Origin of the sequence: Dokdonella sp. (assembly GCF_044227025.1) — a bacterium.
Lineage (GTDB): Bacteria > Pseudomonadota > Gammaproteobacteria > Xanthomonadales > Rhodanobacteraceae > Dokdonella_A.
Genome location: NZ_JBGAFX010000008.1, coordinates 40,045 through 54,191 on the forward strand (window position 1 = coordinate 40,045; position 14,147 = coordinate 54,191).

The 14,147-nt window shown below is 66.7% G+C and carries 14 protein-coding genes and 1 tRNA gene; 1 reads left to right on the plus strand and 14 read right to left on the minus strand.

Annotated features, from left to right (window positions below; genetic code table 11):
* Positions 1-26: 26 nt before the first annotated feature.
* The 10 genes from nuoG to tpiA all read right to left on the minus strand — a co-directional run bounded on the left by nuoG (position 27) and on the right by tpiA (position 8,845).
* A complete protein-coding gene (gene nuoG / locus ACILRJ_RS17100; protein WP_395684423.1) occupies positions 27-2,372 on the minus strand; it encodes an NADH-quinone oxidoreductase subunit NuoG in 2,346 nt (781 codons plus the stop codon).
* Positions 2,369-3,679, minus strand: coding sequence for an NADH-quinone oxidoreductase subunit NuoF (gene nuoF / locus ACILRJ_RS17105; RefSeq protein WP_395684424.1), 1,311 nt, complete (start codon positions 3,677-3,679; stop codon positions 2,369-2,371). The genes nuoG and nuoF overlap by 4 nt, the downstream gene beginning before the upstream one ends.
* Before the next feature lie 147 nt (positions 3,680-3,826).
* A complete protein-coding gene (gene nuoE / locus ACILRJ_RS17110; RefSeq protein WP_395684425.1) occupies positions 3,827-4,354 on the minus strand; it encodes an NADH-quinone oxidoreductase subunit NuoE in 528 nt (175 codons plus the stop codon).
* Positions 4,351-5,604, minus strand: coding sequence for an NADH-quinone oxidoreductase subunit D (locus ACILRJ_RS17115; RefSeq protein WP_395684426.1), 1,254 nt, complete (start codon positions 5,602-5,604; stop codon positions 4,351-4,353). The genes nuoE and ACILRJ_RS17115 overlap by 4 nt, the downstream gene beginning before the upstream one ends.
* A gap of 123 nt (positions 5,605-5,727) precedes the next feature.
* Complete coding sequence (locus tag ACILRJ_RS17120; protein ID WP_395684427.1) at positions 5,728-6,471, minus strand: NADH-quinone oxidoreductase subunit C; 744 nt, start codon at positions 6,469-6,471, stop codon at positions 5,728-5,730.
* 12 nt (positions 6,472-6,483) lie between these two features.
* A complete protein-coding gene (locus tag ACILRJ_RS17125) occupies positions 6,484-7,038 on the minus strand; it encodes an NADH-quinone oxidoreductase subunit B family protein (RefSeq protein WP_182518594.1) in 555 nt (184 codons plus the stop codon).
* Complete coding sequence (locus ACILRJ_RS17130; protein ID WP_395684463.1) at positions 7,029-7,385, minus strand: NADH-quinone oxidoreductase subunit A; 357 nt, start codon at positions 7,383-7,385, stop codon at positions 7,029-7,031. The genes ACILRJ_RS17125 and ACILRJ_RS17130 overlap by 10 nt, the downstream gene beginning before the upstream one ends.
* A gap of 120 nt (positions 7,386-7,505) precedes the next feature.
* Positions 7,506-7,590 (minus strand) — tRNA-Leu (locus ACILRJ_RS17135).
* A 5-nt stretch (positions 7,591-7,595) separates the two neighbouring features.
* On the minus strand, positions 7,596-8,084 hold the full coding sequence (secG, locus tag ACILRJ_RS17140; protein ID WP_395684428.1) for a preprotein translocase subunit SecG: 489 nt from the start codon (positions 8,082-8,084) through the stop codon (positions 7,596-7,598).
* Between the two features lie 11 nt (positions 8,085-8,095).
* Complete coding sequence (tpiA, locus tag ACILRJ_RS17145) at positions 8,096-8,845, minus strand: triose-phosphate isomerase (RefSeq protein ID WP_395684429.1); 750 nt, start codon at positions 8,843-8,845, stop codon at positions 8,096-8,098.
* 335 nt (positions 8,846-9,180) lie between these two features.
* On the opposite strand from tpiA, the gene ACILRJ_RS17150 reads away from it, so the two are divergent.
* The gene (locus ACILRJ_RS17150; protein ID WP_395684430.1) at positions 9,181-9,984 is read left to right on the plus strand and encodes an SDR family NAD(P)-dependent oxidoreductase; all 804 of its coding nucleotides are present in this window, start codon (positions 9,181-9,183) and stop codon (positions 9,982-9,984) included.
* On the opposite strand, the gene ACILRJ_RS17155 is transcribed toward ACILRJ_RS17150, so the two are convergent.
* Genes ACILRJ_RS17155 through ACILRJ_RS17170 form a run of 4 tightly spaced genes read right to left on the minus strand, consistent with a single transcriptional unit; the run spans position 9,981 to position 14,145 of the window.
* Complete coding sequence (locus ACILRJ_RS17155; protein WP_395684431.1) at positions 9,981-11,270, minus strand: hypothetical protein; 1,290 nt, start codon at positions 11,268-11,270, stop codon at positions 9,981-9,983. The two genes, ACILRJ_RS17150 and ACILRJ_RS17155, sit on opposite strands and share 4 nt — an antisense overlap.
* 2 nt (positions 11,271-11,272) lie before the next feature.
* Positions 11,273-12,880, minus strand: coding sequence for a hypothetical protein (locus ACILRJ_RS17160; RefSeq protein WP_395684432.1), 1,608 nt, complete (start codon positions 12,878-12,880; stop codon positions 11,273-11,275).
* 44 nt (positions 12,881-12,924) lie between these two features.
* The gene (locus ACILRJ_RS17165; RefSeq protein WP_395684433.1) at positions 12,925-13,179 is read right to left on the minus strand and encodes a hypothetical protein; all 255 of its coding nucleotides are present in this window, start codon (positions 13,177-13,179) and stop codon (positions 12,925-12,927) included.
* 27 nt (positions 13,180-13,206) lie between these two features.
* Positions 13,207-14,145 carry an isopenicillin N synthase family dioxygenase gene (locus tag ACILRJ_RS17170; protein ID WP_395684434.1) on the minus strand — a complete coding sequence of 313 codons (939 nt, stop codon included), beginning with the start codon at positions 14,143-14,145 and terminating at the stop codon, positions 13,207-13,209.
* Between the last annotated feature and the right edge of the window lie 2 nt (positions 14,146-14,147).

Consider the following 14,147-nt stretch of genomic DNA (forward strand, 5'->3'; position numbering starts at 1 on the left):
GCGGCGATGATCGAGTCCATGCGTCGTCAGGCCTTGCTGATGTCGAGGGAGGCGCCATGCGGCGGCAGCTGTGCCGAACCCTTGAGGCCGGCTTCGATCCACGCACCTCCGCGCGGCACGCGGGTGGACAGCTCGACCGGAAGTTCGGCGCCGGACACGCGCGCGATCGCCCCGGCACCGAGGCCGAGCGCGAGCGCATCTTCCGGATGCAGGGTCACCCGCGCGGAGCGCGCGAGCGGGTGCGCCTGCAGCGCGGGCGAGCGGCGCACGACCGCGTCCGATGCATAGATCGCGGTGGTCGCGATGCGCACGAGGCGACCGTGAGCGGGCTCGATGCGCGGACGCAGCGTACCCGCCGCGGCAACCGGCGGCGCGCCATCCGCAACCATCTGCTTGCGCAGTTCGCTGATCTCGCTGAATTCGAAACCGGGCACCGACAGCGCGGAACCGAGTGCACGCAGCACCTTCCAGCCCGGTCGCGCATCGCCCGGCAGCTTCGCCGCGGCCGCGAGCACCTGCGTCGTGCCGTCGAGATTGGTGTAGCTGCCGTCGATCTCAGGCGGCAGTCCGATCGGCAGGATCGCATGTGCAGTGCGCCGCACGCCGTTGCAGGCGTAGGCGCCGATGTAGACGCAGAATGCCGCTTCGGTGCGCGCGCGATCGAACGCGGCGGGCGCACTCGTGTCCTGCGAACCGGCGTGATAGACGATCAGGTTCCTGAGAGGATTGGCGAGTTGCGCCGCGGCATCACGACCACCGGTGCGCGGCTGCGCGCCGGCGTTCGCAAGGCCGATGGCGTTCGCGCCACCCGGGATCTCATCGCAGGCGGAATTGGTCGCCTTGGCGACAAACCGCGCCGCCGCGCGCAGCCACGACGCATTCGGATGGTTGACCGCAGACTCGCCGAGGATCACGACCGAGCTTGCCGCATCCGCCAATTGCTTGAACCATGCGTGCGCGGGCGCGTCGGCACTCGCAGCGGCGACGGCTTGCGCCAGCACCGAGGATTCCGGCAGATGGCCAGCGTCGTTCGCTGCCCTGGCGAGGCGGACCAGTGCATCGACCATCGCCTGCGGCGTGGCCACTGTTTTCCCGGCGAGTTCGAAGTTGAAGTCGAAGTCGATCGGGTTGATCGCGTACACCTTCGCCCCGCCCTTCACGGCCTTGCGGATGCGATGGTTGAGCAGCGGAATTTCGTGGCGCGGATTGCAGCCGACGAGCAGGATGGCATTCGCCCTCTCGATCGCGGCGACCGGAAGCGCGAACGGCGTGGCGGTCGGCGCGTCGGACAAATCGAGCGCGCGCAGCCGATGGTCGATGTGGTCGCTGCCGATGCCGCGCAGCAACTTGCCGAGCAACCAGCCTTCCTCGCTCGAGGCCAGCGGCGCGACCAGCGCACCGACTTCACCACGCGCACTGCGCAGATGGTCGGCGACGAAGGCGAGCGCCTCGGTCCAGCTCGTTTCGACCAGCTCGCCATTCTTGCGGATCATCGGCTTTTGCGCGCGATCGGACGCACGCAGGCCGTCGTTCGAATAGCGGTCGCGGTCCGATGCCCAGCACTCGTTGACCGCCTCGTTGTCGCGCGGCACCGCCCGCAGCACTTCGCCGCGGCGCGTGTGCAGCCAGAGGTTGGTGCCCAGCGCATCGTGGTAACCGATCGATTCGCGCGCGATGAGCTCCCACGCGCGCGCCTTGAAGCGGAATGGCTTGTTGGTCAGCGCGCCCACCGGACAGACGTCGATGACGTTGCCGGACAGCTCGCTCATCAGCGGCTTGCCGACGTAGGTGCCGATCTGCAGGCGCTCGCCGCGCTCCATGCCGCCGAGCTCGTAGGTCCCGGCAACATCGGCCATCACGCGCACGCAGCGCGTGCACTGGATGCAGCGAGTCATCTCCGTTTCAACCAGCGAGCCGAGGTCCTCGTCGGGCACCACGCGCTTGTTCTCGACGAAGCGCGACACCGATCGGCCATAACCGACCGACAGGTCCTGCAATTCACACTCGCCGCCCTGGTCGCAGATCGGGCAGTCGAGCGGATGGTTGATGAGCAGGAATTCCATCACGTTGCGCTGCGCCGAGAGCGCGCGCTGCGACTGCGTCTGGATCTTCATGCCGTCGGCGACCGGCGTCGCGCAGGCCGGCTGCGGCTTCGGCATCGGCTTGCCGCCCATCTCGACCTCGACCATGCACATGCGGCAGTTCGCGGCGATCGGCAGTTTTTCGTGATAGCAGAAACGCGGGATCGCGATGCCGGCCTTGTCGGCCGCGGCAATGATCATGGTGTTCTTCGGCACGACCAGCGACTGGCCGTCGATCTCGACGGTGACGTGATCCGGCGGAATCGCGGGGGCTGCGGGTTGCGCGCTCATGCGGCGACTCCGAGCGGGGCGTCAACGATCGAACGGCCATTCCGTATGAAGTATTCGAATTCGTTCCAGTAGTGGCGCAGCATGCCCTGCACCGGCCATGCGGCGGCTTCGCCGAACGCACAGATCGTGTGGCCTTCGATCTGCCCGGCGGCGGCCTTGAGCACGTCGAGGTCGGCGAGTTCCGCCTTGCCTTCGACGATGCGCGTCAGCATGCGGTACATCCAGCCGGTGCCTTCGCGGCACGGCGTGCACTGGCCGCACGATTCGGCGTAGTAGAAGCGCGCGATGCGCTGGCACGCGCGCACCATGCAGGTGGTCTCGTCCATGACGATGACCGCGCCCGAACCGAGGCCGGAGCCGGCCTTCTGGATCGCGTCGTAGTCCATCGTCAGCGCCATCATCGTCTCGGCCGGCAGCACCGGCATCGACGAACCGCCCGGGATCACCGCCTTGAGCTTGTGGCCGTTGCGCACGCCGCCCGCCATCTCGAGCAGGTCCTTGAACGGCGTGCCGAGTCGGATCTCGTAGTTGCCCGGCTTGGCGACGTGACCGGACACCGAGAAGATTTTCGGACCACCATTGTTCGGCTTGCCGAGATTCAAGAACCAGTCGGCGCCCTTGTTGAGGATCGCCGGCACCGAGGCGTAGGTCTCGGTGTTGTTGATCGTGGTCGGGCGACCGTACAGGCCGAAGTTCGCCGGAAACGGCGGCTTGAACCGCGGCTGGCCCTTCTTGCCTTCGAGCGATTCCATCAACGCGGTTTCCTCGCCGCAGATGTACGCGCCCGCGCCGAGCGCGTTGTAGATGTCGACGTCGATGCCGCTGCCCTGGATGTTCTTGCCGAGCAGGCCCGCTGCGTACGCATCCTTCAGGGCGAGCTCGATGTGCTCGAACGGCTCGTGGTGGAATTCGCCGCGCAGGTAGTTGTAGGCGACGGTCGAACCGGTCGCATAGCAGGCAATCGCGAGGCCTTCGACGACCGAGTGCGGGTTGAAGCGCAGGATGTCGCGGTCCTTGCAGGTACCCGGCTCCGATTCGTCCGAGTTGCAGAGGATGTACTTCTGCATCGTGCCCTTCGGCATGAACGACCATTTCAAGCCAGTCGGGAAGCCGGCGCCGCCGCGACCGCGCAACGAGCTCTTCTTGAGCTCGTCGATGATCGTCGCAGGGTCGGGCTTCTCGGCGAGGATCTTCTTCCACGCCTTGTAGCCGTCGACCTTGAGGTAATTGTCCAGCGTCCACGGCTGCTCGAAGTGCAGCGTCGTGTAGACGACCTGGTGTTCCTTGGGTGCGGGACCGTATGCCATTTGGTTCACCTTTGCGATCATCCTGATCGTGGAGCCAGAGCGGCCGTCCGGGCCGCACATTTCAAAAAAACCTTGTGGGAGCGGCGCAAGCCGCGATGTTCCCTGCAGCAGAGGCATCGCGGCTTCCGCCGCTCCTACAGCGTCGTCCTATTTCAATTCGTCGAGGATCTGATCCACTTTCGCGAGGGTCAGGTTCTCGTGGTAGTGACCATTGACCACCATCATCGGCGCGCCACAGCACGCAGCCAGGCATTCCTCTTCCTTCTTGAGGTAGATGCGGCCGTCCTTGCTGCTCTCGCCGAGCTTGATACCGTACTTCTGTTCGCAATGGCGCACGATGTCCTCGGCGCCGTTGAGCCAGCATGAAATGTTGGTGCAGACCGCCACGTTGTTGCGGCCGACCGGATTGGTCTCGAACATCGAGTAGAACGTCGCGACCTCGTAGCCCCACACCTGCGGGAGGCCGAGGTACTTCGTCACCGCGGTGATCAGCTCGTCGGTCAGGTGGCCGCCGTTCTGTTCCTGTGCGGCCCACAAGCCCTGGATCAGCGCCGAGCGCTTGCGATCCGGCGGGAATTTCGCCACCCAGTGGTCGATGTGTTCGCGCGTGTGCGCGTTCAACGCGACCTGCGGATCGACGTCCTTGACCGCTTCGTAGTTGCCCGTCGCCTTCATCGGTCGACTTCTCCAAAAACGACGTCGTAGGTGCCGATCATCGCGACCACGTCCGGCAACATGTGGCCGCGCACGATCGCGTCCATCGACGAAAGGTGCACGAAACTCGGCGCGCGGCACTTCAGGCGGAACGGCTTGTTCGCGCCATCCGAAACCAGATAGATGCCGAACTCGCCCTTCGGTGCTTCGACCGCGGCATAGGTTTCGCCGGCCGGCACCGAATAGCCCTCGGTGAACAGTTTGAAATGATGGATCAGCGCTTCCATGTCGTCCTTCATCTCGACACGCGAAGGCGGCGCGACCTTGAAATTGCGCACCATCACCGGACCCGGGTTCGCGCGCAGCCAGTCGACGCACTGCTTGATGATGCGGTTGGACTGGCGCATCTCCTCGACGCGCACGAGGTAGCGGTCGTAGCAGTCGCCCTTCACGCCGACCGGAATGTCGAAGTCGACTTCGGCGTACTTCGCGTAGGGCTGCTTCTTGCGCAGGTCCCATTCGATGCCGGAACCCCGCAGCATCGGGCCGCTCATGCCCCATGCCAGCGCCTGTTCGGGCGAAACGATGCCGATGTCGACCGTGCGCTGCTTCCAGATGCGGTTGTTGGTGAGCAGTTCCTCGTACTCGTCGACGCGGCGCGGGAAGTCCTCGCAGAACGCATCGAGGAAGTCGAGCATGGAACCACCGCGCCACTTGTTCAGGCGCTCGAGGTCCTTGCCCTTGTGCCACTTGGACTCGTTGTACTTCGGCATCACCTCGGGCAGGTCGCGGTAGACGCCACCCGGTCGGTAGTACGTCGCATGCATGCGCGCGCCGCTGGCCGCCTCGTAGCAGTCCATCAGTTCCTCGCGCTCGCGGAACGCGTACAGGAACACCGCCATCGCGCCGAGGTCGAGCGCGTTCGAGCCGAGCCACATCAGGTGGTTCAGGATGCGCGTGATCTCGTCGAACATCGTGCGGATCCACTGCGCACGTTCCGGGACCTCGACGCCGAGCAGGTTCTCGATCGCGCGCACGTAGGCGTGCTCGTTGCACATCATCGAGACGTAGTCGAGGCGGTCCATGTAGCCGATCGACTGGTTGAACGGCTTCGACTCCGCCAGCTTCTCGGTAGCACGGTGCAGCAGGCCGATGTGCGGATCGGCACGCACGATCGTCTCGCCGTCCATCTCCAGCACCAGGCGCAGCACGCCGTGCGCAGCCGGATGCTGCGGGCCGAAGTTCATCGTGTAGTTCTTGATTTCCTGCATGACTCAAAAACCCTCGACGCGGATCGACGCGAATCGACGCGGACAAAACAGATTCTCGTACGAACGATTCTTCATTTCAGGCTTGTCCGCGCTCATCCCGCGCAAATCCGCGGCAACAGCATTTCACTTGCCCGAACCCGCAGCCTTCTCGGCCCGCGCCTGTTCGTAGCGGGAGTCGTCGCGGATCGTGCGCGGCACCAGCACGCGCGGTTCCACCGACGTGACCGGTTCGTACACGACGCGCCGCTTGTCGGGGTCGTAGCGCACCTCGACGTTGCCGATCAGCGGGAAATCCTTGCGGAACGGATGGCCGACGAAGCCGTAGTCGGTGAGGATGCGGCGCAGGTCCGGGTGGCCTTCGAACACGATGCCGTACAGGTCGAACGCTTCGCGCTCGAACCAGTCCACGCTCGGCCACACGCCGATCAGCGATGGCAGGCCCGGAAGATCGTCGTCGGCGCAGTAAGCGCGCAGGCGCAGGCGCCGGTTGTGGGTGATCGACAGGAGCTGCGCAACCACGCCGAAACGGTGCGGGATGTGCGCCGGACGCGGGCGATCGGCCCAACCGAAACGTCCCGGGCCTTCGCCCTCGACGCCACGCGAGAAGCCGGTCGACGACACGTCGCTGGTATCCCACTCGACATCGCCCCACGACAGATAATCGACGCCGCACAGATCCATCAGCTGCTCGAAGCGCAGGGCGGCGTCATCGCGCAGCAGCGCGGCGACGGCCAGCCAGTTCTCCGGCAGCACCTCGATCGTGGTTTCGCCGCGCGCCTCGTCGATGCGCACGAGCTTCTGGCCGAGCACAGCCTGGATCGTCTGCGCAAAGGCCGAGCGGCCACTGTCTGCCGTTGTTTCGCTCATGTCTGCTCCCGCCTAACGCGCGATCGTGTTGGTGCGACGGATCTTCTTCTGCAATTGCAGGATGCCGTGGATCAATGCTTCCGCCGTCGGCGGGCAACCCGGCACGTAGACGTCGACCGGAACGATGCGATCGCAGCCGCGCACGACTGCGTATGAATAGTGGTAGTAGCCGCCGCCGTTCGCGCAGCTGCCCATCGAGATGACCCACTTCGGGTCGGGCATCTGGTCGTAGACCTTGCGCAGCGCGGGCGCCATCTTGTTGACGAGCGTGCCCGCGACGATCATCACGTCGGACTGGCGCGGGCTCGGGCGGAAGATCACGCCGTACCGGTCGAGGTCGAGGCGCGCGGCGCCCGCGTGCATCATCTCGACCGCGCAGCAGGCGAGGCCGAACGTCATCGGCCACATCGAGCCGGTGCGCGCCCAGTTGACCAGTTCGTCGAGGCGCGCGGTGGCGAAACCGCGCTGGATCAGCGGATTGTCGTCACCGGGGCGCAGGATGTCGTCGACGACGTTGACCGGCGCCGGATTGTGCATCGACTCGCCGATGCGATCGATCACTCCCATTCCAGCGCTCCCTTCTTCCAGACGTAGACGAAACCGATCACCAGCAGCAGCAGGAACATGCCCATCTCGACCAGACCCAGCAGGCCGAGCTTGCCGAACACGGTCGCCCACGGAAACACGAACGCGATTTCCAGGTCGAAGATGATGAACAGGATCGCGATCAGGTAGTAGCGCACATCGAAGCGCATGCGCGCGTCCTCGAACGCCTCGAAGCCGCATTCGTAGGGCGAGGCCTTTTCGGGCGTCGGCTTGCGCGGACCGAGCAGGTTGCCGAGGACGATCAGCGCGATGCCGATCACGGCGGACACCGCGAGGAACAACAGGACCGGGAAATACTCGGCCAGCACAGACACCTCCGCGCCGTGGGCGCATCAGCGATCGCGACGGCGCAGCCGGCGCGACGACGGTAAAGAAGATCCATCGTAACAAGTCCGGGCTTTGCGCCCGGACTTGTCCGACAGATCGAGTGGTGCCCAGAAGAGGACTCGAACCTCCACGACTTGCGTCGCTACCACCTCAAGGTAGTGCGTCTACCAATTCCGCCATCTGGGCACTGCTTACTTTCCGCCCTTCCCCTCTTGCTTCGGCTTCGGCGTTTCCGCCGGTTTGTCGGCTTTCGCCGCCGGCTTTTCCGCCGTCACGGCCGTTGGCGCCGGCATGTCCGCCGGTGCCGGAGCCGCTGCTGGCGTCGAAGCCGTCGGTGCCGGTGCCGCATCCCCGCTGGTGGCGGGAGCGGGCGCCGATTCCGGCTTGGCCGCAGGCGCGACACCGGCCATCACGCCGAGGTCGCTGGCCGTCTGGGTGGTTCCGCTGTCGCGGCCCAGATAGATGCCCATGCCGAGGCTGAGCAGGAAGAACAAACCGGCAAGGACCGCCGTGCTGCGCGACAGGAAGTTGGCCGAGCCACGCGCACCGAAGACGGTCGCCGACGCGCCACCACCGAAGCCCGATCCCGCATTCGCGCCAGCTCCGCGCTGCAGGAGGATCAGGACCGTCATGGCAATGGCGATCAGCACATAAAAGATGTTGGCAACAATCGACAGCATTATTCGACTCTTTACGTTGCGGCAGCGGCGCAGATGGCGAGGAAATCCGCCGCCACCAGCGATGCACCACCGATCAATCCGCCATCCACATCAGGTTGGCCGAACAGCTCGACCGCGTTGGCGGGTTTTACGCTGCCCCCGTACAGGAGTCGCAGCGAGTTGGCGATTGTAGCATCCCGTTCCGCGAATTTGCCACGGATGAACGCGTGCACCGCCTGCGCCTGCTCCGGCGACGCCGTGCGGCCGGTGCCGATCGCCCAGACCGGCTCGTAGGCGACCACGGCACGCAGGAACGCACCGGCCCCGGCGCGCTCGATCACCGCCTCGAGCTGGCGACCGATCACCGCTTCGGTGGTGCCGGCTTCGCGCTCGGCCAGGGTCTCGCCGACGCACAGGATCGGAACCAGCGTTTTCGCCTGTGCGGCGACGAACTTGCGCGCGACCAGGGCATCGGACTCAGCATGATACTGGCGCCGTTCGGAATGGCCGACCAGCGCGTACATGCAGCCGATGTCGTGCAGCATCGCCGCCGACACCTCGCCGGTGTAGGCACCCTCCGGATGCTCGCTGAGGTCCTGCGCACCGAACGCGATGCGACTGCCGCGATGCGCCGCGATGAGGCCGTCCAGATACGGGAACGGCGGCAGCACGGCGACATCGACCGACGCCCCCAGCCCCGCTGCAACGCCCGCGACCAGCTCTCCCGCCAGCGCTCGCGAGCCGTGCATCTTCCAGTTTCCGGCGACGAACGGTCGACGCATGACGGCTCCGGGTTGATCGAAAGGCGCGCAAGGATAGCCGTGCGCCGCGGCGGGCGACAACCCGACGACGGAAAAGACGCGTATGCGCCTGGATGCGTCGGATCTGCTCTTGTGGGAGCGCCGGATCCGCTCTTGTGGGAGCGCCGGAAGACGCGAGGCTGTTCGCTTCGATCCGAGAGGCCATCACGGCTTCCGCCGCTGCCACAAGGGCCGTACCCACATGGGGATGCGTCCTGCGCGGACTGGCGCCCAGTCCGCGGCGCGCAGGCACTCGCGGCCCAATCCGCTACGCCTGTGCGATCCTCGCGTCCTCGCGTCGATCCGCAGGAGCTCCCATGACCCGACCGCTGTTCGCCCTCGTCACCGGCGCTTCCGCCGGCATCGGCGCGGAATTCGCGCGCCAGCTCGCGAACGAGGGCGCCAGTCTCGTGCTGACCGCGCGACGCGCGGATCGCCTCGAAGCGCTGGCGGCGGAACTGCGCGAGCGCCATGGCGTGGAGGTGCACTGCATTCCCTGCGATCTCGCCGATCCGCGCGCGCCGCAGCAACTGTTCGACGAATGCGCGCGCCGCGGACTCGCCGTCGACGTGCTGGTCAACAATGCCGGCTACGGCGTGACCGGTTCATTCCTGTCGCGCCCGTGGCAGACCCACGCCGACTTCATCCAGGTGTTGATGACCGCACCTGCCGAGCTCTGCCACCGCTTCCTGCCGGCGATGCGCGAACGCAGGCGCGGCCGCATCATCAATGTCGCTTCGCTCGCGGGCCACGTTCCCGCGCCCGCCGGCCACACCCTGTATGCGGCATCGAAGGCGTACCTGATCAAGTTCTCGCAGGCGCTCGCGCTGGAGAACCGCGCGCACGGCATCCAGGTCTGCGCGCTCTGCCCCGGTTTCACCCATTCCGAATTCCACGATGTCACCGGCACGCGCGAGCAGATGAAGGGCATGCCGCGCTGGCTGTGGATGGACGCCGACGCGGTCGTGCGCGACGGCCTCGCCGCGGTCGCGCGCGGCGATTCGGTGCGCATCAGCGGACGCGTCAATCGCGCGATCAAGAGCCTGTTCAAGCTGCTGCCGGACCGTCTCGGCCACGCGCTGATCGCGCGCGGCGGCAAGGGTTTTCGCGACTCTGCCTAGCGATCGAACGGCGCGAATCCCCACGCATGCAGGCGTTCGAGCCGTTCGCGCGCGACAGCGGGCTGGTCGAAGTAGATCTCCGCGAGCAGCGGCTCCGGCACGTCGGGATACGTCTGCCGGATCGTCTGGGCCGTGACTTGCGCGCGCGCGGCGACGGTCGCCGCCTTCTTCATGAGGTGCAGCGCGTTGAAAACGGCGAGCACGGCGAACAGCGACACGACGATCCCGGCGCCGATCGCGCGCGGGCGCGTATTGCGCGGAAACTGCGCCATCAGGCCCAGCCAGCCGATCCAGAACACGCTCGAAAAACTCACGTAGCGGGTCACGAACGCCTGATCCGCGCCGTAGGCGTCGACGCGGCCGTAGGCGGTCAGCAGCGCACTCGCGGCACCGACCGCGAGCAGGCCGATCCATGCCGGCGCACCGGCGCGCGCGCGAAAGGTCCACGCGGCCATGCATCCGCTGGCGATCCCCGCGAGGCCCAGCCAGGGCGCGAGGTCGGTCGCGTAGCGCGCGAGGCCGGCGCCGAGAAAGTTGCAGGCGTACGACGCAACCTGGATCCATGCCGGCGTTGGCTGCCCACCCCGCCGCAGCGCGAACATCGCGGCCAGCGCAAGCACGACCCACACACCGATCCAGCCGCAGCGCGTGCGCCATGCCAGGTCGCGTCGCAGGGCGAGCACGACGATGGCTGCAGGAAATACCGCGAAGCCGACCGCAAAACTCGCGACCGCGACGCCCGCGCACGAGATCGCGGCGATTACGTGCCACGCGCGCAACGCGCGCGTCGCCAGCAGCGCGATCGTCGCGGCCATGCCGGCGAGGCAGAGGAACACCGCGACCTGCCAGCCCCACTGCAGGTTCGCAAGATGTCCCGGGTACAGCGCGAGGAACACGATCAGCAGCATGACCACGCGTTCGCGCACCAGGCCTCGCAGCAACGACACGATCACGCCGGCATACGCGAGCAGGAACAGCCAGCTGGCGACGCCATCGAGCCAGGTTCCGCCATGCGACAACGCGGTCGTCAGCAGCAGGACCGCGTAGGCGCCCGCATGCAGGTGGCCGCCGTGGATGCGGAAGAAGTCCCCTGCATCGAGCGTTCCGTCCACGAAGCGCTGGTAGATCGGCACCAGGTCGAGGTGGTCCCAGAGCATCATCGGCACGCGCCAGCGCAGCGCGAACACAAGCAGCAGGATCGCCAACGCGGCGAACGCCAACGCGAGGCGCGGCGCGGCGGCGCCGCTCGCGGCCGGTTCGGCGTGCAATGGATCGGGACCGGCCACGATCAGGGCCCGTCGATCCCGACCGGCAGGCGGCCTTGTGCAACGTCGGCGGTGACGTCGTCGAAGCGAGCACCATCCCAGCGCAGGAAGCGCATCCGCAGGCGATCATCCGCGGCGATGCGTGCCGGCGCCTGCAGATAGGCGAAGGTCACGCTTCCGATCCGCTGCCATGGCAACTCGCGCGTGTCGAGCCGCAGCGGCGGATATGGCAGCGCATCGGCCGCGTCGGCCGCTGTCGGCTGCAGGAAGAACCAGGTCGGATAATTCGCGTGGAACCAGCAACGCGCGACCCGTGGCACATCCGTGTCCAGCGCCTTCACGACCGCATCCATCGAGACGAAGATGCCCCACTCCGGTGGCGGGTCGATGCCGAGGAAGACGACATGACATGGTGCATCCGGCAACGCCAGCGCGTCGACCGCCGCGACTGCCGCGTGCGCAATGTTCGCGTTGTGCGAGGAGCGCTGCGCGAACGAGCGTGCATCCTGGTGGGCTGCCCCCGCGAGGGCGAGCAGCGCGAACGCCGTGACCGCCACCAGCGCCGGCCAGCGCACGCCCGCAGCGGTGCGCCGCACGCGATCGAGCAGCACCGCAAGGACCAGCGCCGCGCCGGCAATCCCGAGGTAGTACAGGCGCGATTGCATTGCCGCTTCGACCACGGACTCGCCGACACCGAGTGGCTGCGCATTCAATGCGGCAACCGGTGCCTGCAGCAGCGCGGGCAGCAGCAGCAGGCAGGCGCCGCACAGCATTGGCGCCAGGTCGTCGCGCCAGCGCGCGCGCTGACGCCACGTCGAAAGAAGAATTGCCGTCGGCACGACGACCAGCAGCACCTTCGCAACTGGGCCGAGGCGCATCCAATAGGTGAAATAGCCCGGCGCCTGATGCAGCCAGTCGGAAAGTCCCTTGGCGATCGCGGCTCCGAGCGGCAACGCACCGGTCAGGCCGCTCGCCGGCGTGCCAAGCACGGCGGCGCGCCAGCCGAAATAGACACCGGCGCACGACAGCGCGGAAGCGATCGCGAGCAGGGCGCGGCGGCGCTGCGCCGGTTCGACGATCGCCCAGTGCGCGAAGACAATCACCATCGCCGCGATCGCGACCAGGCCGATTTCCTTCGACAGCATCGCCGCCATCGCCGCGCCAAGCGCCAGGCCCAGCGTACCCGCCCGCGCGCTGACGCGATACGCGAATGCCGCATTCAGCGCGAGCAGCACGAACGCGCTCGCGAGCAGGTCGAAGCGCGCCGACCACCACAGCGAGGTGCCTACGGTGGCCGGATGCAACGCGAAAAGCAGCGTTGCCAGCAACGCCGGCAGCGACGCGATCCCGATGCGCCACAGCAGCGCAAACAGCGCGAGCGCGACACCCGCATGCAGGGCAATGTCCGACCACGCATGCGCGGCATAGTCGCTGCCGAACGCGTGCACGCCGAGCCACATCGAGGCGAACCCGAGCGGCCGGAACACCGATCCCGGCACCGGAAAATGATCGTGCGTGAACAACGGCCAAGGTGAATCGAGCAGGCGCACGAAGGCGAGCTGGAAGTAGTCGTCGCGCCCCCAGTCGCCGGCCACGCCGGGGGCGAGCACCCAGACGACCATCGCGATCACCACAACTACGGCAAGTGACGATGAAGCCGAGCGGAAGGTCCGCATCAAGGGCCGACCAGTTTGACGATGGCCAGCGCCAATGCGACCGCCAGCAGACCCGCTCCGACCAGCACGATCTGCGTAGGCGTCACATCACGCCGGCGAGGATTTGCCGGATCGGTGTCGGGAGATAGACCGAACCACGCCCTGCGCGGGGCGGATTCGTCGCCGCCACGCTTGCGCATCCGGAATACGACCAACGCGGCGACGACGAACAACGACCAGAGCAGCCACCAGTACTTTGCGAGCCATCCGCCCATGACACCACTCCCGAGCTGCCGGCCGCCCTAGATCAACTTGATCTCGCGCAGCCGTTCCTGCAGGTACTCGTGCGCGCTGATCGGTTCGGGATAGCGGCTCGGGTTGCCGGCGTCGATGCACGAGGGCAGCACGTCGATCATGAAATCCGGATTGGGATGCAGGAAGAACGGCACCGAATAGCGCGGCTGGCGCGCCGCCTCGCCGGGCGGATTGACGACGCGGTGCGTCGTCGACGGATACACGTGGTTGGTCAGGCGCTGCAGCATGTCTCCGATGTTGACGACGATGGTGTCGGCATCGGCAGTGAACGGCACCCACTCGCCCTTGCGCGACTTCACCTCCAGCCCTTGCGCGCTCGCGCCGACCAGCAGGGTGATGAGGTTGATGTCCTCATGCGCGCCCGCGCGCACGTTCGGGATGTCCGGCGAGGTGATCGGCGGATAATGGATCGGGCGCAGGATCGAGTTGCCGAAGTTCGTCTTGTCGTCGAAATACGCCTCCGGCAAGTCGATGTGCAGTGCAAGCGCGCGCAGTACGCGCGAGCCGAGCGCATCGAGCGCCTCGAACAGGCCATAGCCATAGTCGCGAAAGCCGGCGATCTCGCTCGGCCACAGGTTCGGCGCCATCACGTCGGCATACTTCGAGTCGCGTGCGATCTCGCGACCGATGTGCCAGAACTCCTTCAGGTCCGGGTACTTCGAATCCTTGGCGGTCTCGATGCCGAATGGCGTGTAGCCGCGCGCACCGCCTGCGCCCTTGACGTGGTATTTCATCTTCACGTCGGCCGGCAGCGCGAAGAACGCCTTGAACGCATCGTAGGCGCCGTCGATCGCGGCTTGCGCGATGCCGTGGTTGCGGATGCCGGCGAAGCCCCATTCGCGGTACGCCGCGCCGAGCTCGGCGACGAACGCGTCGCGGTCGGTGTCATAGCGGCGGATGTCGAGGGTCGGGATGCGTGCGGTCATGG